The sequence below is a fragment of the Devosia sp. MDV22-iso42 genome (assembly GCF_058629155.1).
This window is the reverse complement of sequence record NZ_JBZVWR010000006.1, coordinates 571,894-593,733: the sequence shown is the minus strand read 5'-3', so window position 1 is coordinate 593,733 and position 21,840 is coordinate 571,894. Positions and strand designations below refer to the sequence as shown.

Below are 21,840 nucleotides of genomic sequence, written 5' to 3'. Positions count from 1 at the left end.
CGATAGCCAAAGGTCTAAGCCCAAGCCATCATTTGTCGTGTCGGTTCGTTGGCCCCAATTGCCTCCGTAACTCACGCGATGCCGGTCGCCCGACCGGACTAGTAACAGGCTGCCGCATGACTGATTTGCTCAGCGACTATCTGCCCATAATCATCTTTCTTGGCTTGTCGGCCGTCATTGGCTTGGCCCTGTTGGTGGTTCCCTTCCTCGTTGCCGTCAAGAATCCGGATCCCGAGAAGGTCTCGGCCTTCGAGGCGGGATTCGACGCGTTTGACGATGCGCGCATGAAGTTCGACGTGCGATTTTATCTCGTGTCGATTCTGTTCATCATTTTCGATCTCGAAGTGGCATTCCTGTTCCCTTGGGCAGTTGCGTTCCGCGATGTCGGTTGGTTCGGCTTCTGGTCGATGATGATCTTCCTGGGCGTGCTGACGGTTGGATTTATCTATGAATGGCGCAAAGGGGCACTGGAATGGGATTGAGCGATAACGAAACGCTTGTCGCGCCCCGCCCCGCGGGACTGATCGACCCGCGCACCCAGCAGGTTGCCGGCGCCAACGATCCGTTCTTCACCGATGTGACCGACGAGTTGGCCGACAAGGGCTTCCTGGTGTCCACGGTGTCCCAGTTGGTGACCTGGGCGCGTACCGGGTCCTTGATGTGGATGCAGACAGGTCTGGCCTGCTGTGCCGTTGAGATGATGCAGATGTCGATGCCGCGCTACGACATCGAGCGGTTCGGAACGGCGCCGCGGGCTTCACCACGTCAGTCGGATGTGCTGATTGTCGCCGGCACGCTGACAAACAAGATGGCGCCCGCACTGCGCAAGGTCTACGACCAGATGCCGGAGCCGCGCTACGTCATCTCCATGGGCAGTTGCGCCAATGGCGGCGGTTACTACCATTATTCCTATTCGGTTGTCCGCGGCTGCGATCGCGTGCTTCCTGTCGACGTCTATGTCCCTGGCTGCCCACCGACCGCTGAAGCGCTTCTCTATGGCATTTTGCTGCTGCAGAAGAAGATCCGCCGCACCGGCACCATCGAACGTTAGGATCGCTGAAAATGGATGACGTCATCCAGCTTGATCCGCTTGTGGACCTGGGCCAGCACATAGCTGGCGCTCTGGGCGCTGCGGTCATTTTGCAGGAAATCGCCTTTGGCGAGCTGACCCTGACGGTGCAGCGCGATTCGATCGTTTCCGTGGCGACCTTTCTGCGCGACGATCCCAAGTGCCGCTGCATCAGTTTCACGGATGTCTGTGGCGCTGACTACCCGGAACGCGATGAGCGCTTCGAGGTTGTCTATCACTTCATGAGCCCGCATCTGAATCATCGCGTCCGGGTCAAGCTGTCAGCAGATGACGTCACACCTGTGCCCAGCATTACGGGCGTGTTCCGCGGCGCCGACTGGTTCGAGCGCGAGACCTATGACCTCTATGGCGTGCTGTTCTCAGGTCACCCCGATCTGCGCCGCATCCTGACCGACTACGGGTTTGACGGCCATCCGCTGCGCAAGGACTTCCCGGTCTCGGGCTTTGTCCAGGTGCGCTATGACGAGGAGCGCAAGCGCGTCGTCTACGAGCCAGTGCAGTTGATGCAGGAATTCCGCACCTTTGACTATTTGTCGCCTTGGGAGGGTACCGACTATGTGCTGCCCGGTGACGAGAAGGCCAAACAATGACCGTTGAAGCCAATGTCCGCAATTTCACCATCAACTTTGGTCCGGTTCACCCCTCGGCCCATGGTGTGCTGCGCCTGATCCTGGAGCTCGATGGCGAGGTCGTCGAGCGCGTCGACCCGCATATCGGCCTGTTGCATCGCGGCACCGAAAAGCTGATTGAGTCCAAGACCTATCTGCAGGCCGTTCCCTATTTCGATCGCCTCGACTATGTGGCGCCGATGAACCAGGAGCACGCCTTCGCGCTTGCCGTCGAAAAGCTGCTGGGTTTGGAAGTGCCGCGTCGCGGCCAGCTGATCCGCGTGCTTTACTCGGAAATTGGCCGCCTCCTGGCGCACCTGATGAACGTCACCACACAGGCCATGGACGTGGGCGCGTTGACGCCGCCGGTCTGGGGCTTTGAGTGGCGCGAAAAGCTGATGATTTTCTATGAGCGCGCTTCCGGTGCGCGCATGCACGCTGCCTATTTCCGTCCGGGCGGGGTGCATCAGGACCTGCCGCAGGCCCTGATCGATGACATCGACACCTTCTGCACCGAATTTCCCAAATTCATCGTCGACCTCGACACGCTCCTGACGGAGAACCGCATCTTCAAGCAGCGCAATGTCGATATCGGCGTGGTGCAGCTGGACGATGCGTGGAACTGGGGCTTTTCGGGGGTGATGGTCCGCGGCTCCGGCGCGGCCTGGGATCTGCGCAAGAGCCAGCCCTACGAATGCTATGACGAGATGGAATTCGACATCCCCATCGGCAAGAACGGCGATTGCTTTGATCGCTATCTGATCCGCATGGAAGAAATGCGCCAGTCGACGCGGATCATGAAGCAATGCGTGGACAAGCTGAACGCTCCGGACGGCAAGGGCCCCGTGTCCTCGCTCGACGGCAAGGTCGTGCCGCCCAAGCGCAGTGAGATGAAGCAGTCGATGGAAGCGCTTATCCATCACTTCAAGCTCTATACCGAGGGCTACAAGGTTCCCGCCGGCGAAGTCTACGCCTGCGTGGAAGCGCCCAAGGGTGAGTTCGGCGTCTATCTGGTCAGTGATGGCACCAACAAGCCATACCGCTGCAAGATTCGCGCGCCGGGTTTTGCGCATTTGTCGGCCATGGATTTCCTGTGTCGCGGCCACATGCTGGCCGACGTCTCGGCCATCCTTGGCTCGCTCGATATCGTGTTCGGAGAGGTTGATCGCTGATGGTTGCGCGTCGCCTAGCAGACGAGTCGGTTCAACCGGCGTCGTTCGCATTCAGTGCTGAAAACGCCAAATGGGCGGAGTGGAAGATCGGGTTGTACCCGACCGGCCGGCAGCAATCGGCCGTCATCCCGCTGCTGATGCGGGCCCAGGATCAGGACGGCTGGGTCAGCCGCGCCACGATCGAATCGATCGCGGACATGCTCGGCATGGCCTACATCCGCGTATTGGAAGTGGCGACCTTCTATACCCAGTTCCAGCTGCAGCCAGTTGGTACGCGGGCCCACATCCAGGTCTGCGGCACCACGCCCTGCATGCTGCGTGGCGCCGGCGATCTGATCGCGATCTGCAAGAGCAAGATCCATCACGATCCCCAGCACCTCAACGCCGATGGCACGATGAGCTGGGAAGAGGTTGAATGTGCCGGCGCCTGCGTGAATGCGCCCATGGTCACCATCTATCACGACACCTACGAAGACCTGACGCCCGAGCGGTTTGAAGAAATCGTCGACGCCTTTGCCGCTGGCAAGGGTGACACGATCAAGCCGGGCCCCCAGATCGGCCGCCTGCATTCGGCTGCCGAGGGCGGCCAGACCACGCTTCTGGTCAAGCCAACGGCGCAGCGCGAGAAATTCATTCCACCGGCGCCACCACCGGAGGCTCCTGCTGCGGCGGCGCCCGCTGCTCCACAGGCACCCACCACGGCCGGCAAGCCCAAGGATGTGAGCGAAGAGTCCGCGCCCGCCTTCAAGGGAACCCCGGCGTCGGCCAAGGTGTCGGAAGCCAAGGCCGAAGGCGAGCGCAAGGCAGCCAACGTGGCGGCAGGCGCCGACGGAGAGCCGAACAAGGCCATGCGCCCCGGCGCCACCGGTTCGGAAGCCGAAGGCGGCATGCTCGATGGCGGCAAGGCCGTGCGCAAGTCTCCCAAGCCGGCATCGGCCGGGGGCCCAGCCAGCAAGACACGGACCATCATCAAGCCGAAGGCCAAGCCTGGCGAGGAAAAGCCATGACGGCTGGAATCTGCACGGCTGTGCATTCGCCGGAAACGGCGAGACTGAATATGTCCGCGCCTCATGCAGGAAGCGGCGATAGGAGTGTGAAGCGTGCTCGCTGACAAGGATCGCATTTTCACCAATCTCTACGGTCAACACGATTGGACGCTGGCTGGCGCGCGGGAACGCGGCGCCTGGGTCGGCACCAAGGAGTTCATCGACTCCGGCCGTGACTGGATTACCAATGAGGTCAAGGCTTCCGGTCTGCGCGGCCGTGGCGGCGCGGGTTTCCCGACGGCGCTGAAATGGACGTTCATGCCCAAGGTCAATGACGGGCGCCCGCATTATCTGCTGGTGAATGCCGACGAATCCGAGCCCGGCACCTGCAAGGACCGCGATATCCTGCGCCACGATCCGCACCATCTGGTCGAGGGCTGCCTGCTGGCCGCCCGCGCCATGGACGCGCATCTGGCCTTTATCTATGTGCGCGGCGAATTTATCCGCGAGCGCCAGCATCTCGAACGTGCCGTCGAAGAGGCCTATGAGGCCAAGCTGATCGGCAAGGACAATATCCACGGCTGGGACCTGGACATCATCGTCCACCACGGCGCCGGCGCCTATATCTGTGGCGAAGAAACCGCCCTGATGGAATCGCTGGAAGGCAAGAAGGGCCAGCCTCGGCTGAAGCCCCCATTCCCTGCCGGCATGGGCGTCTATGGCAACCCGACGACCGTTAACAATGTCGAGTCTATCGCCGTGGTGCCGGAAATCCTGCGCCGCTCCGGCGCTTGGTTCGCCTCGATCGGCCGCGCCAACAATACCGGTACCAAGCTGATGTGCGTCTCGGGCCATGTGAACCGGCCGGCGACTTTCGAAGAGGCCATGGGCGAGAGCTTCAAGGACATCATCGAAAAGCATTGCGGCGGCATCCGCGGCGGCTGGGATAATCTGCTGGCCGTCATTCCGGGCGGCGCCTCTGTGCCCTGCGTGCCGGGTGAGAAGATCCAGAATGCCATCGTCGATTTCGACGGCCTGCGTGAAGCCGGTTCCTCGCTGGGTACCGCCGCCATCATCGTGATGGACAAGCAGACCGACATCATCAAGGCCATCTGGCGCCTCTCGGCCTTCTACAAGCATGAGAGCTGTGGCCAGTGCACGCCGTGCCGTGAAGGCACTGGCTGGATGATGCGGGTCATGGAACGCATGGTCGAAGGTCGCGCCCAGAAGCGCGAGATCGACATGCTGTTCGAAGTCACCAAGCAGATCGAAGGGCACACCATCTGTGCCTTGGGCGACGCGGCAGCGTGGCCGATCCAGGGGCTTATCCGCAACTTCCGTCACGTGATCGAAGAGCGGATCGACCAGTACACATATTCATCCACCAGCGACGGCGCAGTGCCGTCGATCGCGGCGGAGTAGGGCCGATGGCAAGTATCAAGGTTGACGGTGTTCTCGTCGAAGTTCCCGACTACTTTACCCTGATGCAGGCAGCGGAAGCGGCCGGCGCCGAGATTCCGCGCTTTTGCTACCATGAGCGCCTGTCGGTCGCCGGCAATTGCCGCATGTGCCTGGTCGAGGTGAAGGGTGGCCCGCCAAAGCCACAGGCGAGCTGCGCCATGGCGGTCAAGGACATGCGTCCGGGCCCCAATGGCGAGCCGCCGGAAATGTTCACCAATACGCCCATGGTCAAGAAGGCCCGCGAAGGCGTGATGGAATTCCTGCTGATCAACCATCCGCTCGATTGCCCGATCTGCGATCAGGGCGGTGAGTGCGATCTGCAGGACCAGGCCATGGCCTATGGCGTGGACAAGAACCGCTTCGCCGAGAACAAGCGCGCCGTCGAGGACAAGTACATTGGCCCGCTGGTCAAGACCTCGATGAATCGCTGCATCCACTGCACGCGTTGTGTGCGCTTCACGACCGAGGTTGCCGGTATCGCCGAGATGGGTCTGTTGGGCCGCGGCGAGGATGCCGAGATCACCACCTATCTCGAAAAGGCCCTGAGCAGCGAGTTGCAGGGCAATGTCATCGATCTGTGCCCGGTGGGCGCGCTGACCTCAAAGCCTTACGCTTTCAATGCCCGTCCCTGGGAACTGACCAAGACGGAATCCATTGACGTCATGGACGCCGTTGGCTCCAATATCCGCGTCGATAGCCGCGGCCGAGAAGTGATGCGCATCCTGCCGCGCGTCAACGAAGCGATCAACGAGGAGTGGATTTCCGACAAGACCCGTTTCATCTGGGATGGTCTCAAGAGCCAGCGCCTCGATCGGCCTTACGTCCGCAAGGGTGGCAAGCTGCAGGCGACCAGTTGGGACGAGGCTCTAGCGGCTGTTACGGCACGGCTCAAGAAGGCCGGCAGCAAGGTCGGCGCTATTGCCGGCGACCTGGCTGCAGTCGAAGAGATGTATGCGCTCAAGAGCCTGCTGGCCTCGCTCGGCTCGGGCATGACGGATGTGCGTCCGGCCATGTCCGGTATCGATCCGTCGATGCCGCGGTCGGCCTATATTTTCAACCCGACCATTGCCGGGATCGAACAGGCTGATGCCATCCTCATCATCGGCGCCAATCCGCGCCGGGAAGCGGCGCTGATCAATGCCCGCATCCGCAAGACCTGGCGCGCCAAGGGCTTGCCGATCGCCGTGATCGGCGAGCGGGCAGAACTGACCTATGACTATAGCTATCTCGGCGAAGGCTTTGAATCGTTGGTCGAACTGGCTGCCGGTCGTGGCGCCTTTGCCGACATTCTCGCCAAGGCCGAACGTCCGCTGATTATTGTCGGCGAGGGTGCGGTATCGCATGCCACGCTGGGCAAGCAGGTTGGCCGCGACACCATCGCTCTGGCCGCCAAGCTGGCGACTGCCGGCGCCTCGGTTGCCGAGGGCTGGAATGGCTTTGCACTGCTGCACAATGCGGCCAGCCGCGTCGGCGGCCTCGACATCGGTTTCGTGCCACATGATGGTGGGGTGTGCTCCGCCGACCAGATCGCTCTGGCCGGCAAGGGCGAGCTCGAGGTGATGTTCATGCTGGGTGCAGACGAATATGACCTGTCCGCCATGGGTAAGGCATTCGTGGTCTATATCGGCTCGCATGGCGATGCCGGGGCGCACCGCGCCGACGTGATCCTGCCGGCAGCGACCTACACGGAGAAATCGGGGACCTACGTCAATACCGAGGGTCGTGTGCAGGTGACCAACCGCGCCGTGTTCCCGCCCGGTGATGCCAAGGAAGACTGGGCCATCGTCCGCGCGCTGTCTGGCGCCTTGGGCAAGCCCTTGCCGTTCAACTCGCTGACCCAGCTGCGCGCAGCGATCTATGCCGAGTTCCCGCATCTGGCGCGGATCGATCAGATTGCCCCGGGCAATCCAGCCGATATCGTCAAGCTGGGCAAGGCAGCGATCAAGTCCAAGTCGGCGCCTTTCGGCTCGGCCGTCACTGAGTTCTATCTCAGCAATCCAATCGCCCGCGCGTCTGCCGTGATGGGTGAATGCGCAGCTACCGCAGCCGGTCTCCGGCAGGCCGCGGAGTAGGGGAGCACAATGGACTTCATTCTCGCTGCCCTCGATTACCTGCTGGGAATCCCGCCACTTGGCTGGGGGATGCAGGTGGGCTTTGTCTACAAGGCCCTGCTGCTGCTGGTCTCGCTGCTGGTTTTTACGGCGTTCATTCTGCTGGCCGACCGCAAGATCTGGGCGGCGGTGCAGATGCGCCGTGGTCCCAATGTGGTGGGCCCGTTCGGCCTGCTGCAGAGCTTTGCCGATCTGCTCAAGTTCGCGCTCAAGGAGCCTGTCATTCCGGGCGGCGCTGACAAGATCCTGTTTCTGCTGGCGCCGTTGTTGACGGCGACCCTGGCTCTGACGGGCTGGGTGGTTGTGCCGCTCGGGCCCGGCCTGGCGATCGCCGATATCAACCTGGGTATTCTCTACCTGCTGGCGATTTCTTCGCTCGGCGTCTATGGCGTGATCATCGGCGGCTGGGCCTCGAACTCGAAATATCCGTTCCTCGGTTCGCTCCGCGCCGCGGCGCAGATGGTGTCCTATGAGGTTTCCATCGGCCTTGTGATCATCACCGTGCTGCTCTGCGTCGGCTCGCTCAATCTGAGCGACATCGTCATGGCGCAGCATGAAATGGGCCTGGCTCACATGATCGGCCTGCCGCAGCTGACCTTCCTCAACTGGTTCTGGCTGCCGCTGTTCCCGATGTTCGTGATCTTCTACATTTCGGCCCTGGCGGAAACCAACCGCCCGCCCTTCGATCTGGCCGAAGGCGAATCCGAGCTGGTGGCCGGCTTCATGACCGAATATTCGGCCACGCCCTACATGCTGTTCATGCTGGGCGAGTACATCTCGATCCTGCTGATGTGCGCCATGACCACGGTGCTCTTCCTCGGTGGCTGGACCTCGCCCATCGACCTGCCGCCTTTCACCTGGATTCCGGGCGTGGTGTGGTTCGTCATCAAATTGAGCATGGTGTTCTTCATGTTCGCCATGGCCAAGGCCATCGTGCCGCGCTACCGCTACGATCAGTTGATGCGCATTGGCTGGAAGCTGTTCCTGCCGCTGTCGCTAGGCATGGTCATTATTGTTGCTTTTGTGCTTCAGCTTACCGGCTGGGGCTGGCATGGAGGGATGGCCTGATGCGCGCCGCCCAGTTCGTCAACACGCTGCTCCTCACCGAGCTGGTCAAGGCCTTCTTCCTGACCATGCGCTACTTCTTCTCGCCCAAGCCAACGATCAACTACCCGTTCGAGAAGGGCCATGTCAGCCCGCGCTTCCGCGGCGAACATGCACTGCGCCGCTATCCCAATGGCGAAGAACGCTGCATTGCCTGCAAGCTGTGTGAGGCGATCTGCCCGGCCCAGGCCATCACCATCGAGGCCGGCCCGCGCCAGAATGACGGGACGCGCCGTACGGTGCGCTACGACATCGACATGGTGAAGTGCATCTATTGCGGCTTCTGCCAGGAAGCCTGCCCGGTCGACGCGATCGTGGAAGGCCCCAATTTCGAGTTTGCGACCGAAACGCGCGAAGAGCTGTATTTCTCCAAGGAGAAACTGCTCGCCAATGGCGATCGCTGGGAGCGTGAAATCGCTGCCAATCTGTCCGCCGACGCCCCGTATCGCTGAGAGGGAAGACCATGACGCTTCCGCTATTCTTCTTCTACATGTTCGCGGCGATTGCTGTGGGCTCGGCCTTCATGGTCATCTCGGCCCGGAACCCGGTGCACGCCGTGCTGTTCCTCATCCTGACGTTTTTTAACGCGTCCGGTCTGTTCATGCTGGCCGGCGCCGAATTTCTCGCGCTCATCCTGATCGTGGTCTATGTCGGCGCCGTCGCCGTGCTGTTCCTGTTCGTGGTGATGATGCTCGACGTCGATTTCGCCTCGTTGCGACAGGGCTTTCTGCAATATGCGCCAGTGGGCGTGGTGGTCGGCGTGGTGTTGCTGCTCGAACTACTGATGGTCGCCGGCAGCTTCGTGGTGTCGCCCGAGGTGACGAGCGCGGCCGTGCTGCCGATGAACGGCGGCGACAACATCCGGCTGATCGGCCAGGTTCTCTATACGCGCTACGTGTTCCTGTTTCAGGGTGCGGCTGCCGTGCTGCTGGTTGCCATGATCGGCGCCATCGTGCTGACGCTGCGCCACAAGACCAACGTGAAGCGCCAGGATCCGGTCAAGCAGGTCGGGCGTCGTCCGTCGGAAACGCTGGAAGTCGTCAAAGTCAAAAGCGGTCAAGGGCTGTAGGAGGCAATTATGGGCTTGGGTATCGGGCTCGGTCACTACCTGACCGTCGGAGCCATTCTGTTCACGCTGGGCGTGTTCGGCATTTTCATCAACCGCAAGAACATCATCGTCATCCTGATGTCGGTGGAGCTCATCCTGCTCGCGGTGAATCTCAATTTCGTAGCGTTCAGCGCGCAGCTCAATGACCTTCAGGGTCAGATCTTTGCGCTGCTGATCCTCACGGTGGCGGCTGCCGAAGCGGCCATCGGGCTGGCCATCCTGGTCATTTTCTATCGCAACCGCGGTTCCATCGCGGTTGAAGACGTCAACATGATGAAGGGCTAAGAACCTCCGCTATGATTCAAGCGATTGTTTTCCTGCCCCTCATCGGCGCGCTCATTGCCGGTCTGCTGGGGCGCACCATCGGGCACCGGACCAGTGAGTTCATCACCACCGGTCTGCTCATCATTGCCGCTATCCTGAGTTGGGTGGTCTTCCTGCCCGTCGCCTTTGGTGACGGTCTCATGGGCGCCGCCGTCGACGGCCATACCGCCGTTATCAAGATCGAGCTGATGCGCTGGATCCAGGTTGGCGACATGGACCTGCGCTGGGTGCTGCGCGTCGACACGCTGACCGCCATCATGCTGGTCGTGGTCAATACCGTTTCGGCCCTCGTGCACGTCTATTCGATCGGCTACATGGCCGAAGACCCGCATCGCAGCCGCTTCTTTGCCTATCTGTCGCTTTTCACCTTCGCCATGCTGATGCTGGTGACCGCCGACAACTTCCTGCAGATGTTCTTCGGTTGGGAAGGCGTGGGTCTGGCGTCCTATCTGCTGATCGGCTTCTGGTACACCAAGCCATCGGCGACGGCCGCGGCGATGAAGGCCTTCGTGGTCAACCGTGTCGGCGATTTCGGCTTCGCCCTGGGTATTTTCGGCGCCTTCATGGTGCTCGGTCACATTGATTTCGACGGTGCCTTCCATGCCGCCGAGGGCTTGGCCACCACCGGCCTGCCAGTGATGAACTTCCTGGGCTTCCAGCTCGATGCCATGACTGTGGTCTGCCTGCTGCTGTTCATGGGTGCCATGGGCAAGTCGGCGCAGTTCCTGCTGCACACCTGGCTGCCCGATGCCATGGAAGGCCCGACGCCCGTGTCGGCGCTGATCCATGCGGCCACGATGGTGACTGCCGGCGTCTTCATGGTGGCCCGCCTGTCGCCGCTGTTCGAGACCTCGCCGGCTGCCATGACCTTCGTCCTGGTGATCGGTGCCATCACTGCATTCTTCGCGGCCACGGTTGGCCTCGTGCAGAATGACATCAAGCGCGTCATCGCCTATTCGACCTGTTCGCAGCTGGGCTACATGTTCGTGGCGCTGGGGGCAGGGGCCTATTCGGCGGGTGTCTTCCACCTCTTCACGCATGCCTTCTTCAAGGCACTGCTGTTCCTGGGCGCCGGTGCGGTGATCCACGCCATGCATCACGAGCAGGACATGCGCAATATGGGCGGCCTGCGCAAGAAGATCCCGGTGACCTATGCCATGATGCTGATCGGCACGCTGGCGCTGACCGGCGTCGGCATTCCCGGCAGCGAGTGGCTGGGCTTTGCCGGCTTCTTCTCCAAGGATTCCATCATCGAGGCGGCTTATGCGGTCGGCGGCAATACGGGCATGTTTGCCTTCTGGATGCTGGTCATTGCGGCGCTGTTCACGAGCTTCTACTCGTGGCGCCTGATCCATCTGACCTTCCATGGCTCGCCGCGCGACGCGCAGCATGCCGGCGAAGGCCCGCATCCTGATCCTGCCCACGCCGCGCTGGAGAGCCATGACGAACCCCTGAGCGACGATCTCGGGCACGATCATGCGCACGACGACCATGCGCATCACGGCTCGGCCTATGACCATGCCCATGAAGCGCCTAACGTCATGCTGATCCCGCTCTATGTGCTGGCTGCCGGTGCGGTTCTGGCAGGCGCAGTGTTCTACTCGATGTTCTTCCACGACGTCGCCCATATCGAGCACTTCTTCGCCGGGGCCCTGGTCGTTGACCATGAGATCATCGAGGCGGCTCATCATGTGCCGCTCTGGGTGAAGTGGAGCGCTACCGTGGCCATGCTGCTCGGCGCTGCGACCGCCTATATGATGTATATCCGCCGCCCGGAAATGCCGGGGCGTCTGGCGGCGACCAATCCGGGCCTGTACAAGTTCCTGCTCAACAAGTGGTATTTCGACGAGCTGTACGATCTCATCTTCGTCAGGCCGGCCCTGTGGGTCGGACGAGCCTTCTGGAAGGGCTTTGATGACTGGCTCATCGACGACAAGATCACCGAAGGTCTTGGCCGCCGGGTGCAGAATGTGACCGGCTGGGTCACCAAGCTCCAGTCGGGCTACCTTTACCACTATGCGTTCGCCATGCTGATCGGCATTGCGGCTCTATTGACCTGGGCCATTCTGGCCGGGGGACTGATCTGATGACCTTCGACAATACCATCCTCTCAGTCCTCACCTGGTTGCCGATGATCGGTGCCGCGCTGATCCTGTTCATGCCTAAGGCGGCGCTTGAAGCCATCCGCTGGGTAACCTTTGCCATCACGGTTGTCGTGCTGGTGCTGTCCCTGGTGATGTGGTCGGCCTTCGACCCGTCCAATGCCGGCTTCCAGTTCGTGGTGAACTACGCCTGGATCGGCGACACCATCGGTTATCGCGTCGGCGTCGACGGCATTTCGGTGCTGTTTGTGGTACTGACCGCCCTGCTGATGCCGTTCTCTATCCTGGCGAGCTGGCCCGTCGAGTCGCGCGTCAAGGAATACATGGTCATCTTCCTGATCCTGGAAACCCTGATGATCGGCGTCTTCACCACGCTCGATCTGGCCATGTTCTACGTGTTCTTTGAAGGCACGCTGCTGCCGATGTTCCTGATCATCGGCATCTGGGGCGGCACGGCCCGCATCCAGGCCAGCTACAAGTTCTTCTTTTACACCTTCACCGGCTCTGTGCTGATGCTGCTGGCCATCATGGCCATGTACTGGAATGCCGGCACCACCGACATTACCCGTCTGCTGACCCATGATTTCCCGCTGTCCTGGCAGCCCTGGCTGTGGTGGGCGTTCTTCGCCTCGCTGGCCGTCAAGATGCCGATGTGGCCCTTCCATCGCTGGCTGCCCGAGGCGCACGTGCAGGCGCCGACCGCTGGCTCGGTGATCCTGGCCGCCATTCTGCTCAAGCTGGGCGGCTACGGCTTCCTGCGCTTCAGCCTGCCCATGTTCCCCGATGCCTCGGCACAGTTTGCCAATGTCATCTTCTTCCTGTCCGTGGCGGCCATCATCGTGACCTCGCTGGTCGCCCTGGTGCAGACCGACATGAAGAAGTTGATCGCCTATTCGTCGGTGGCCCATATGGGCTTTGTCACCATGGGCATCTTTGCCGGCAATGCCCTGGGCATCCAGGGCGCCATGTTCCAGATGATCTCGCACGGCATCGTGTCCGGCGCGCTGTTCCTCTGCGTCGGCGTGATCTACGACCGCATGCATACCCGCGAAATTGCTGCCTATGGCGGCTTGGTCGAGCGCATGCCGCGCTATGCCTTTGCCTTCATGGTTTTCACCATGGCCAATGTTGGCCTGCCGGGTACGTCGGGCTTCGTCGGCGAGTTCCTCACCATGATGGGCGTGTTCCAGGTCAATACCTGGGTGGCTTTCGGTGCCGCCTTCGGCGTGATCTTCTCGGCCTGCTACGCCCTCTGGCTCTATCGCCGGGTGATCTTTGGCGGGCTGACCAAGGAGAGCCTCAAGGGCATGCTCGATCTCGATCTGCGTGAAAAGGTCATGCTCTACCCGCTGATCGTGCTGACCATTGTCTTCGGCTTCTACCCCGCGCCGATCCTCGACACGACCGCCGCCGCCGTCGACAATCTGGTGTCGCATTACGCGATCGCGGTTGGGCTGGATCCGGCCGTATCGCTGGCCGACGCACCTGCGCCGCTTGTTTATGCCGAACCGGTTGTGGGCGCCGAAGCGCCCGCGGCCGAGCCTGCTGCTCACTAGGAGAGTCCCGTGAACTCAGACGTTACCGATTTCGCGAGCCTGGCTCCCGCATATCCTGAAATGCTGCTGGCCATTGGCGCCGTGGTGCTGCTGCTGGTGGGCGTGACCATCAACAAGGAGCGTTCGCTGCTGGTGTCCTATGGCGCCGTGCTGTTGCTGCTCGCCGTTGGCGCGCTGGTGATGTTTGCGCCTGTGGACGGCGTGCTGTTCAACGGCGTGTTCATCGCCGACAGCTTTGCCCGCTACATGAAGGTGCTCGTGCTGGGCGGGTCGGCGTTCTCGCTGCTGCTGGCCCTGCCGCGTGCCGAAGAGAACGGCACGCACAAGTTCGAATATGCCGTCCTCGTTCTGCTGGCGACGCTGGGCATGATGATGATGGTGTCAGCCAACGACCTGATGAGCCTTTATGTGGGGCTTGAGCTGCAGTCGCTGTCGCTTTACGTGCTGGCCGCGATCAAGCGCGATGACAGCCGGGCGACCGAAGCGGGCCTCAAGTACTTCGTCCTCGGTGCCCTGTCCTCGGGCATGCTGCTCTACGGCGCGTCCCTGATCTATGGCTTTACCGGCCATACCAACCTGCAGGAAATCGTGCTCGCCATCGCTGACGAGGGCCGGTCCATTGGCCTGATCTTCGGTCTGGTATTCCTGCTGGCCGGTGTCGCCTTCAAGATCTCTGCGGTGCCATTCCACATGTGGACGCCTGACGTCTACGAGGGCGCGCCGACGCCCGTGACGGCCTTCTTCGCCACGGCACCCAAAGTAGCGGCAATGACGCTGATGGTTCGCCTGGTGATTGATACCTTCCAGGGCATCACCGCCGACTGGCAGCAGATCGTGGTGTTCCTGTCGATTGCCTCCATGGTCCTGGCGGCCTTCGCAGCCATCGGCCAGAAATCGATCAAGCGCCTGATCGCCTACTCATCGATCGGCCATGTCGGTTTTGCCCTGGTCGGCCTGTCATCCGGCACCCAGGTGGGTGTGGAAGGCGTGGCAATCTATATGGCGATCTACGTCATCATGACCGTCGGCCTGTTCGCCTGCGTCCTTTCGCTGCGCACCAGTTCGGGCTATGTCGAGACCATTGGCGACATGGCCGGTGCCGCACAGAAGCGGCCCTTCGTGGCCGCAGTGATGGCGATCAGCATGTTCTCGCTGATCGGCATGCCGCCACTGGCCGGCTTCTTTGCCAAATGGCACGTGTTCCTGGCCGCCATCGACGCCCGGCTCTATGTGCTGGCGGTGATCGGCGTACTCGCTTCGGCAGTCAGCGCCTTCTATTATCTGCGCATCGTCAAGGTGATGTATTTTGATGAGCCGGTGAACGAGTTTGAAGCGGTGCCAGTCGAACTCAACCTCATCATGGGCCTCAGCGCCGTGCTGGTGGCGAGCTACTACTTCACCATTGGCGCGCCACTGGCCAGTCTTGCCCACATTGCGGCCGGAAGCCTGTTCTAGGTGAACGATTTTTCGCTCGGGCCCAAGGCACGCGCGGCCGGATATCGGCTGCGCGGCTACGACACGATCGGCTCGACCAATGCCGAGGCTCTGGAGGCCGCAGCGGCCGGTGATCCGGGCGGCATCTGGTTTGCTGCGCGTCAGCAGACCGCGGGCAGGGGACGCCGCGGCCGGAGCTGGGAAAGCCCCCATGGCAATCTCGCGGCCACGCTGTTGATTGTGCCGGACTGTGACCCCACATTATCGGCAACACTGGGCTTCGTGGCCGGCGTTTCGCTGAGCCGCGCCCTGGCTGTCATTTTGCCCAGCGGCTTGGTTCGAATCGGCCTTGATGGCGGGGATTCCCGCGATGGGCAGTCCCGCATCGCGCTGAAATGGCCCAATGACGTATTGGCAGACGGGGCCAAGTTGGCGGGCATCCTGCTTGAAGCGCATAAATTGCCGGACGGCCGCCAGGCCGTTGCCATCGGCATCGGCGTCAATGTTGTTGCTGCGCCGCAGGGTTTGCCGTATCCAGCCACAAGTTTGCAGGAACTTGGCGTGCCGCGTGGTGCTGACGATGTATTTGCTGCGCTGAGTGACGCCTGGACCGAAACCTTCGGCCTATGGAATGACGGAAGCGGCATTGCCGAGGTTCTCACGCAATGGCGTGCCTCGGCCGCCGGTATCGGAGCGCCCGTGGCGGTCAATCAGGACGGCGCGGTGCTGCGAGGCATATTTGAATCTATCGACGACGTCGGGCGACTGATCGTCCGCGTCGAGGATGATCGTCGCATCGCGATTACCGCGGGTGACGTGCATTTTGGGGCAACGGCCAGCGCCCGAAGCTGACCATTAATTACGCAGGCGACCGGCGACCAAAGTTCGCTCCGGCGTTGCGTTCGAAAGGACTGAACTGACCCATGGCTAAAACCCAAAGGGATGAACTCGTCTTTGTGGCGCTTGGCGGCGTTGGCGAGATCGGCATGAATATGGGCGCGTACGGCTTCGGCCCGGAAAAGTCGCGCAAATGGATCGTGGTGGATTGCGGCGTGACCTTTGGCGGGCCTGACCTGCCGGGGATCGAACTGATCATGGCCAATCCCGAATTTCTCGAGGAACGCGCCGACGACGTGCTGGGCCTGATCCTGACCCACAGCCACGAAGACCACTATGGCGCCGTGCTCGACCTGTGGCCAGGCTTTGAAAAGCCGGTCTTTGCCACCCGCTTCACCGGCGCCATGCTGGCCGCCAAGCGCGCCGGCGACGGCATTGTCGAAAATGTCGACCTGACCATCATGGTACCGGGTAAGCCCTTCAATCTGGGCCCGTTCACCATCGAAGCGATCAATGTCGCCCACTCGATCCCCGAATCCAACGCCCTGCTGATCACCACGCCCATCGGCCGCGTGCTGCATACCGGCGACTGGAAGCTCGATCCGACCCCGGTCGGCAATGCGCCTACCGATGTGGCGCGGCTCAAGAAGATCGGCGAGGACACCTCCACCCCGCTCGCGTTGATCTGCGATTCGACCAACGCGCTCAAGGATGGCGAAAGCCCCAGCGAGGCAGAGGTTGCGGGTAATCTGGCCGCGATGATCGCCGAGGCCCCCAATCGCGTCGCCGTGACGACCTTTGCCTCCAATGTCGGCCGGGTGATTTCCATCGTCCGGGCCGCCGAAAAGGCCGGTCGCCAGGTGGTGATGTCGGGCCGCTCGCTGCATCGGATCATGGGCATTGCCCGCGAACTGGGCATGCTCGAAGGCCTGCCGCCGCTGCTCGACCAGGACGCGTACCGCTCGATCCCGCGCAACAAGATCGTGTTGATCTGCACCGGCAGCCAGGGCGAGGCCCGGGCGGCGATTGCGCGCATTGCGCGCGGCGATCATCCGGTGATTGCCCTCGCAGCAGGCGATCGCATGATCTTCTCGTCCTGGGCAATTCCGGGCAATGAGCGCGAAGTCATCGACATCCAGAACCAGCTGATCGACCAGGGCGTCGAGGTGATCACCGCCAATGACGGTCTGGTGCATGTGACCGGCCATCCCCGTCGCGGCGAAATCCGCCAGCTCTATGAATGGGTCAAGCCAACCGTGCTGATCCCGGTGCATGGCGAGGCCGTGCACCTCAAGGCGCATGCCAAGCTGGGCCGCGAATGCGGCATCCCGACGGTGCATGAGGCGCGCAATGGCGACATGGTGCGCCTGTTCCCCGACAGCCAGATGTTCCCCGGCGAAGTGCGTACTGGCGAACTTTATCTAGACGGGCTGGTACTTTGCACCCCGGACGAGTCGGGCATCAAGGGTCGTCGTCGGCTCTCGTTTGGCGGCCATGTGGTGGTAAGCCTCTGCGTCAATGCTGGCGGGCAGGTGGTATCGGGCCCCGATCTGGTGATCGATGGCCTGCCCGAGACCGAGGATGAATCGCTGACCGAGCTGGTGCAGGACACCATTGCCGGCGTGCTCAAGTCGATGCCGCCCAAGCGCCGCAGCGATACCGAAGTGCTCAATTCTGCGCTGTTCAAGGGCATTCGCAACGAGGTCAACGCCTATTGGGGCCGCAAGCCCAACGTCTCGGTGTTTGTCCACCGCGTCTGATTCCGCCGGTGTCGCGGCTCGGAAACGGGCCGCGACACTGTCGCAACTTCCTTCCTCCGCTGCGATGCGATAAGACTGGCGCCACGATTTCGTCGCCATTTGGTCACCAGTCTGAACGGGTAATGACTATGCAGGTCGGTTCACTCATCGCCGTGTTTTTCGTGCTGTGGTGGATCAGCTTCGTCGCCGTGCTGCCGATCGGCAACCAGAGTGTCCACGAGGCGGGTGCGCCCGTGGTCGCCGGCAGTGATCCGGGTGCCCCGGTGGCGCCGCGGCTATTGCGCAAGGCGCTGATGGCGACGGCTCTGGCCATTTTGCTGACCCTGCTGCTGCTCTGGGCCATGTCCAACCAGACGCTGCACCACTACTGGAACCGCTAGGCCCGCCTGCCGGTCTTTCCAGCTCAATCCGAGCTCATCATATTCTGAACACAGCGACCCGCCAGATTCCTCTGGGTCAGCTTCCGGCTGCGTTTTGTGCAGTACGGCGTTGCAGACAGAAAAAAGCGGGGCACAAGGCCCCGCTGAATAAGTTTGTTCGACAATACGCTGGTCTTAGGTGCGCTACTTAAGCGCGCAGCCAACGCTCCTCCCTTGACGTTGTCGACGTCCGGCGGTTTGTAACCACCTGTGCTTTATTGCTTGCGACCCTAACAAGGGTTCAACGGTCTGTCACGCAGATTCTGCATGCCTTCCATGCTTGCATCGGATGGACGAGTAGGATTTGAGTGGGCATCAACAAAAGCCACGAGTCGACTGATTTTTCGGGAGTTACCATGCGCCTGTCTCGCTACTTCTTGCCGGTGCTGCGTGACGTCCCCAAGGACGCCGAAATCGTCTCGCATCGGCTGATGCTTCGGGCCGGCATGATCCGCCAGCAGGCCTCGGGCCTCTATTCCTGGCTGCCCTTGGGTTACAAGGTGCTGATGAAGGTGCAGAAGATCATCGAGGAGGAGCAGGACCGCTCCGGCGCGGTGCAATTGCTGATGCCCACCATCCAGTCGGCCGACCTGTGGCGCGAAAGCGGCCGTTACGACGCCTATGGCAAGGAAATGCTGCGCATCCAGGACCGGCACGAGCGCGATTTTCTCTATGGCCCGACCAATGAGGAGATGATCACCGACATCTTCCGGACCTATGTCAAATCCTACAAGGATCTGCCGCTCAACCTTTACCACATCCAGTGGAAGTTCCGCGACGAGGTGCGGCCGCGCTTCGGCACCATGCGCTCCAGGGAATTCCTGATGAAGGACGCCTATTCCTTCGACCTGACCAAGGAAGACGCGGTCAAGGCCTATGAGCGCATGTTCGTTGCCTATCTGCGCACCTATGCCCGCATGGGCCTGACGGCGATTCCGATGCGTGCCGATACCGGCCCGATCGGCGGCGACCTCAGCCATGAATGGATCGTGCTGGCCGAAACCGGCGAAAGCGCCGTGTTCTGCGACCAGCGCCTGCTCGACAAGCCGATTCCCGGCCCCGACACCGATTTCCGCGGCGATCTCAACCCGATCTTTGCGGACTGGACGTCGCGCTATGCCGCCACCGAAGACATGGTGGACATGGCCGAGTTTGAAGCCGCCGTTCCGGAGGAACACCGGGTTTCCGCACGCGGCATCGAGGTAGGCCATATTTTCTACTTCGGCACCAAGTATTCCGAGCCGATGAAAGCCAGCGTCACCGGCCCAGAGGGCAAGGAAATCACCGTGCATATGGGTTCTTATGGCATTGGGCCGTCCCGCCTGGTGCCGGCCCTGATCGAGGCCTTCCACGACGAGAACGGCATTGTCTGGCCGGTCTCGGTGGCGCCTTTCGAGGCGGTGCTGATCAATCTCAAGGCCGGCGATGCCGAATGCGATGCTGCCTGCGATGCACTCTATGCCGAGCTCAATGCAGCGGGCCTCGATATGCTCTATGACGACCGTGACCAGGGCGCCGGCGCCAAGTTCACCACGGCCGATCTGATCGGCATTCCCTATCAGATCATCATCGGACCGCGCGGGCTCAAGGCCGGCGAAGCCGAGATCAAGCATCGCAAGTCCGGCGAGCGCGAGACCCTGCCAATCGCTGCGGCCGTGGCCCGGCTCAAGGGTCTGATCGAACCACAGAGAAAGAACGACATTTGACCGATCTGGCGCCGGCTGCACTGAACAAGGGCACGCGCGCCTTTTCGCGCTTTGAGTGGCTCATTGCCGGTCGCTATCTGCGGGCCCGGCGCAAGGAGGCGTTCATTTCGGTGATCGCCAGCCTGACCATGGTGGGCGTCGCCATCGGCGTCGCCACGCTGATCGTCGTCATGTCGGTGATGAACGGCTTCCGGGCCGAACTGCTGACCAAAATCCTGGGCCTCAACGGCCATTTCACGGCCTATCCGATCGAGCGTGAATTCACCGACTACAAGGAAACCATCGCTGCCTTGCAGCAGATCGAGGGCGTGGACTTCGCTGTCTATTTCGTCGAGGGCCAGGTGCTGGCCTCGGGGCGGGGCAATTCGACCGGCGTGACCGTGCGCGGCATGGACGCGGAAAACATCGCCAAGCTCGACCTTCTCTACAATGCGGCCACACAAGGCGGCTGGGACCAGTGGGACAGTTCCAAGGGCGTGGCGATCGGCTACCGGCTGGCGCAGACGCTGGGCGTTTCGCTGGGCGACCAGGTGCAGATCATCAATCCCGATGGGGCCATGACGCCATTTGGCTCGACGCCCCAGATCCGCTCCTATCCGGTCGACGTGATCTTTGACCTGGGCATGGTCGAGTTCGACAGCTTCTTCATGTACATGCCGCTTGAAGCGGCCCAGACCTATTTCAAGCAATTTGAGGAAGTCCTCAAGCCCGGCATGGGGCCGCTGGACCCCCTGGCCAGCGATGCCGAGATCGACGCCGCCTATGAGCGCATCAACCGGGTGTCGGCCGCCGAGATCTTCATTCACGATCCCGATGATGTCACGGTGATGCGGCAACGGCTGCAGACCGACACGGCGACACGGCCGCTGGTGCTGACCGACTGGCAGCAGCGCAACGAGACCTTCTTTTCGGCGCTGCAGGTGGAGCGGGTGGTGATGTTCACCATCCTCTCGATGATCATCCTCGTGGCGGCCTTCAACATCATCTCAAGCCTCATCATGCTGGTGAAGGACAAGAGCTCCGACATCGCGGTGCTGCGCACCATGGGGGCCACGCGGGGCGCCATCATGCGGATTTTCTCGATCACCGGGACGACCATTGGCGTCATCGGTACGGTGTCGGGGGTGATCCTGGGCCTGGTGGTGGCGGCCAATGCCGAAACCCTGCGGGCCTTCATCTCCAACACGCTGGGCGTGGCGATCTTCCCGCCCGAGGTATTCCTGCTGTCCTCGCTGCCCTCCAAGACCGATCCGCTGGAGGTGACCGTGGTGGTCTGCCTCTCGCTCGGCCTGAGTTTTCTCGCGACGCTGTATCCGGCCTGGCGTGCTGCGCAATATGATCCGGTGGAGGCCCTGCGTTATGAGTAAGCCACACCTGGTTCTGACCGACGTCCATCGCCATTACGGCCAGGGCGACAAGATCGTGCACGTGCTGGAGGCCGCCAACCTTACCGTCAACAGCGGTGAGCTTGTGGCCCTGGTGGCACCCTCCGGCGCGGGCAAATCGACGCTGCTGCACCTCTCAGGCCTGCTGGAGAGCCCGCAGGGCGGCGAGGTCGAGCTGATGGGGATCAAGACCAGCCATCTCGGAGACCGCGGCCGCACGCAGCTGCGCCGGTCGACGGTCGGTTATGTCTACCAGTTCCACCATCTGCTGCCCGAGTTCACCGCGCTCGAAAATGTCTCAATGCCGCAGCTGATCGCGGGCAAGTCGCAGGCGGAAGCCGACAAACGGTCGATGGAACTGCTCGACCTGCTGGGGATCGGCGCCCGCGCCAGCCATCGGCCGGCCGAACTGTCGGGCGGCGAGCAGCAGCGCGTGGCCATTGCCCGGGCCGCGGCCAACCATCCCAAGGTCATCCTGGCGGACGAGCCCACGGGCAATCTCGATCCCGAGACCAGCGACATCGTCTTCGGCGCGCTGGCCGACCTGATCAAGAATGAAGGCGCGGCGGCTCTGATCGCCACCCATAACCACGACCTGGCGCGGCGCGCCGATCGCATCGTCACGCTCAAGGGCGGTCTGGTCGTCGCCCACACGCTCTAGGGGATGGGACGGCCCC

General features: G+C 61.9%; 20 protein-coding genes. All 20 read left to right on the top strand.

Annotation, left to right across the window (positions count from 1 at the left end):
- Positions 1-116 precede the first annotated feature (116 nt).
- The 20 genes from AC4NN3_RS04550 (at position 117) to AC4NN3_RS04455 (ending at position 21,824) form a co-directional block, all read left to right on the top strand.
- A complete protein-coding gene (locus tag AC4NN3_RS04550) occupies positions 117-482 on the top strand; it encodes an NADH-quinone oxidoreductase subunit A (RefSeq protein ID WP_491925909.1) in 366 nt (121 codons plus the stop codon).
- The gene (locus AC4NN3_RS04545) at positions 473-1,051 is read left to right on the top strand and encodes a NuoB/complex I 20 kDa subunit family protein (RefSeq protein WP_491925908.1); all 579 of its coding nucleotides are present in this window, start codon (positions 473-475) and stop codon (positions 1,049-1,051) included. Before AC4NN3_RS04550 ends, AC4NN3_RS04545 begins: the two co-directional genes overlap by 10 nt.
- 11 nt (positions 1,052-1,062) lie before the next feature.
- A complete protein-coding gene (locus AC4NN3_RS04540) occupies positions 1,063-1,680 on the top strand; it encodes an NADH-quinone oxidoreductase subunit C (protein ID WP_193336042.1) in 618 nt (205 codons plus the stop codon).
- Entirely contained in the window at positions 1,677-2,870 is a 1,194-nt protein-coding gene (locus tag AC4NN3_RS04535; protein WP_491925907.1) for an NADH-quinone oxidoreductase subunit D, read from the top strand. The genes AC4NN3_RS04540 and AC4NN3_RS04535 overlap by 4 nt, the downstream gene beginning before the upstream one ends.
- A complete protein-coding gene (gene nuoE / locus AC4NN3_RS04530) occupies positions 2,870-3,877 on the top strand; it encodes an NADH-quinone oxidoreductase subunit NuoE (RefSeq protein ID WP_491925906.1) in 1,008 nt (335 codons plus the stop codon). The genes AC4NN3_RS04535 and nuoE overlap by 1 nt, the downstream gene beginning before the upstream one ends.
- A gap of 93 nt (positions 3,878-3,970) precedes the next feature.
- On the top strand, positions 3,971-5,278 hold the full coding sequence (gene nuoF, locus AC4NN3_RS04525) for an NADH-quinone oxidoreductase subunit NuoF (protein WP_193336039.1): 1,308 nt from the start codon (positions 3,971-3,973) through the stop codon (positions 5,276-5,278).
- A gap of 5 nt (positions 5,279-5,283) precedes the next feature.
- The gene (gene nuoG / locus AC4NN3_RS04520; protein ID WP_491925905.1) at positions 5,284-7,389 is read left to right on the top strand and encodes an NADH-quinone oxidoreductase subunit NuoG; all 2,106 of its coding nucleotides are present in this window, start codon (positions 5,284-5,286) and stop codon (positions 7,387-7,389) included.
- Between the two features lie 69 nt (positions 7,390-7,458).
- Positions 7,459-8,496, top strand: a complete 1,038-nt coding sequence (gene nuoH / locus AC4NN3_RS04515; protein WP_491926461.1) for an NADH-quinone oxidoreductase subunit NuoH — start codon at positions 7,459-7,461, stop codon at positions 8,494-8,496.
- Positions 8,496-8,984: an NADH-quinone oxidoreductase subunit NuoI gene (gene nuoI / locus AC4NN3_RS04510; protein WP_046170135.1), complete on the top strand. Its 489-nt coding sequence runs from the start codon at positions 8,496-8,498 to the stop codon at positions 8,982-8,984. The genes nuoH and nuoI overlap by 1 nt, the downstream gene beginning before the upstream one ends.
- Positions 8,985-8,995: 11 nt before the next feature.
- Positions 8,996-9,601: an NADH-quinone oxidoreductase subunit J gene (locus tag AC4NN3_RS04505; protein WP_491925904.1), complete on the top strand. Its 606-nt coding sequence runs from the start codon at positions 8,996-8,998 to the stop codon at positions 9,599-9,601.
- A gap of 15 nt (positions 9,602-9,616) precedes the next feature.
- On the top strand, positions 9,617-9,925 hold the full coding sequence (nuoK, locus tag AC4NN3_RS04500) for an NADH-quinone oxidoreductase subunit NuoK (protein WP_193338178.1): 309 nt from the start codon (positions 9,617-9,619) through the stop codon (positions 9,923-9,925).
- An 11-nt stretch (positions 9,926-9,936) separates the two neighbouring features.
- Positions 9,937-12,051 (top strand): NADH-quinone oxidoreductase subunit L, encoded by a 2,115-nt coding sequence (gene nuoL, locus AC4NN3_RS04495; protein ID WP_491925903.1) that lies wholly within the window; start codon positions 9,937-9,939, stop codon positions 12,049-12,051.
- On the top strand, positions 12,051-13,622 hold the full coding sequence (locus AC4NN3_RS04490) for an NADH-quinone oxidoreductase subunit M (RefSeq protein WP_491925902.1): 1,572 nt from the start codon (positions 12,051-12,053) through the stop codon (positions 13,620-13,622). The genes nuoL and AC4NN3_RS04490 overlap by 1 nt, the downstream gene beginning before the upstream one ends.
- Before the next feature lie 9 nt (positions 13,623-13,631).
- Positions 13,632-15,077 carry an NADH-quinone oxidoreductase subunit NuoN gene (nuoN, locus tag AC4NN3_RS04485; protein ID WP_491925901.1) on the top strand — a complete coding sequence of 482 codons (1,446 nt, stop codon included), beginning with the start codon at positions 13,632-13,634 and terminating at the stop codon, positions 15,075-15,077.
- Positions 15,078-15,908, top strand: a complete 831-nt coding sequence (locus tag AC4NN3_RS04480) for a biotin--[acetyl-CoA-carboxylase] ligase (RefSeq protein ID WP_491925900.1) — start codon at positions 15,078-15,080, stop codon at positions 15,906-15,908.
- Positions 15,909-15,979: 71 nt separating this feature from the next.
- Entirely contained in the window at positions 15,980-17,653 is a 1,674-nt protein-coding gene (locus tag AC4NN3_RS04475) for a ribonuclease J (protein ID WP_491925899.1), read from the top strand.
- Positions 17,654-17,775: 122 nt separating this feature from the next.
- Positions 17,776-18,033, top strand: a complete 258-nt coding sequence (locus AC4NN3_RS04470) for a DUF1467 family protein (protein WP_491925898.1) — start codon at positions 17,776-17,778, stop codon at positions 18,031-18,033.
- 395 nt (positions 18,034-18,428) lie between these two features.
- Complete coding sequence (proS, locus tag AC4NN3_RS04465) at positions 18,429-19,778, top strand: proline--tRNA ligase (protein ID WP_491925897.1); 1,350 nt, start codon at positions 18,429-18,431, stop codon at positions 19,776-19,778.
- Between the two features lie 5 nt (positions 19,779-19,783).
- A complete protein-coding gene (locus tag AC4NN3_RS04460; RefSeq protein WP_491926460.1) occupies positions 19,784-21,145 on the top strand; it encodes an ABC transporter permease in 1,362 nt (453 codons plus the stop codon).
- Complete coding sequence (locus AC4NN3_RS04455; RefSeq protein WP_193336028.1) at positions 21,138-21,824, top strand: ABC transporter ATP-binding protein; 687 nt, start codon at positions 21,138-21,140, stop codon at positions 21,822-21,824. Before AC4NN3_RS04460 ends, AC4NN3_RS04455 begins: the two co-directional genes overlap by 8 nt.
- Positions 21,825-21,840: the final 16 nt, after the last annotated feature.

What these genes read in the sequence shown, in the direction of transcription:
- AC4NN3_RS04550 (WP_491925909.1), top strand. Translation starts at nt 117, where the DNA reads ATGACTGATTTGCTCAGCGACTATCTGCCCATAATCATCTTTCTTGGC.
- AC4NN3_RS04545 (WP_491925908.1), top strand. Translation starts at nt 473, where the DNA reads ATGGGATTGAGCGATAACGAAACGCTTGTCGCGCCCCGCCCCGCGGGA.
- AC4NN3_RS04540 (WP_193336042.1), top strand. Translation starts at nt 1,063, where the DNA reads ATGGATGACGTCATCCAGCTTGATCCGCTTGTGGACCTGGGCCAGCAC.
- AC4NN3_RS04535 (WP_491925907.1), top strand. Translation starts at nt 1,677, where the DNA reads ATGACCGTTGAAGCCAATGTCCGCAATTTCACCATCAACTTTGGTCCG.
- nuoE (WP_491925906.1), top strand. Translation starts at nt 2,870, where the DNA reads ATGGTTGCGCGTCGCCTAGCAGACGAGTCGGTTCAACCGGCGTCGTTC.
- nuoG (WP_491925905.1), top strand. Translation starts at nt 5,284, where the DNA reads ATGGCAAGTATCAAGGTTGACGGTGTTCTCGTCGAAGTTCCCGACTAC.
- nuoH (WP_491926461.1), top strand. Translation starts at nt 7,459, where the DNA reads ATGCAGGTGGGCTTTGTCTACAAGGCCCTGCTGCTGCTGGTCTCGCTG.
- nuoI (WP_046170135.1), top strand. Translation starts at nt 8,496, where the DNA reads ATGCGCGCCGCCCAGTTCGTCAACACGCTGCTCCTCACCGAGCTGGTC.
- AC4NN3_RS04505 (WP_491925904.1), top strand. Translation starts at nt 8,996, where the DNA reads ATGACGCTTCCGCTATTCTTCTTCTACATGTTCGCGGCGATTGCTGTG.
- nuoL (WP_491925903.1), top strand. Translation starts at nt 9,937, where the DNA reads ATGATTCAAGCGATTGTTTTCCTGCCCCTCATCGGCGCGCTCATTGCC.
- AC4NN3_RS04490 (WP_491925902.1), top strand. Translation starts at nt 12,051, where the DNA reads ATGACCTTCGACAATACCATCCTCTCAGTCCTCACCTGGTTGCCGATG.
- AC4NN3_RS04475 (WP_491925899.1), top strand. Translation starts at nt 15,980, where the DNA reads ATGGCTAAAACCCAAAGGGATGAACTCGTCTTTGTGGCGCTTGGCGGC.
- AC4NN3_RS04470 (WP_491925898.1), top strand. Translation starts at nt 17,776, where the DNA reads ATGACTATGCAGGTCGGTTCACTCATCGCCGTGTTTTTCGTGCTGTGG.
- proS (WP_491925897.1), top strand. Translation starts at nt 18,429, where the DNA reads ATGCGCCTGTCTCGCTACTTCTTGCCGGTGCTGCGTGACGTCCCCAAG.
- AC4NN3_RS04455 (WP_193336028.1), top strand. Translation starts at nt 21,138, where the DNA reads ATGAGTAAGCCACACCTGGTTCTGACCGACGTCCATCGCCATTACGGC.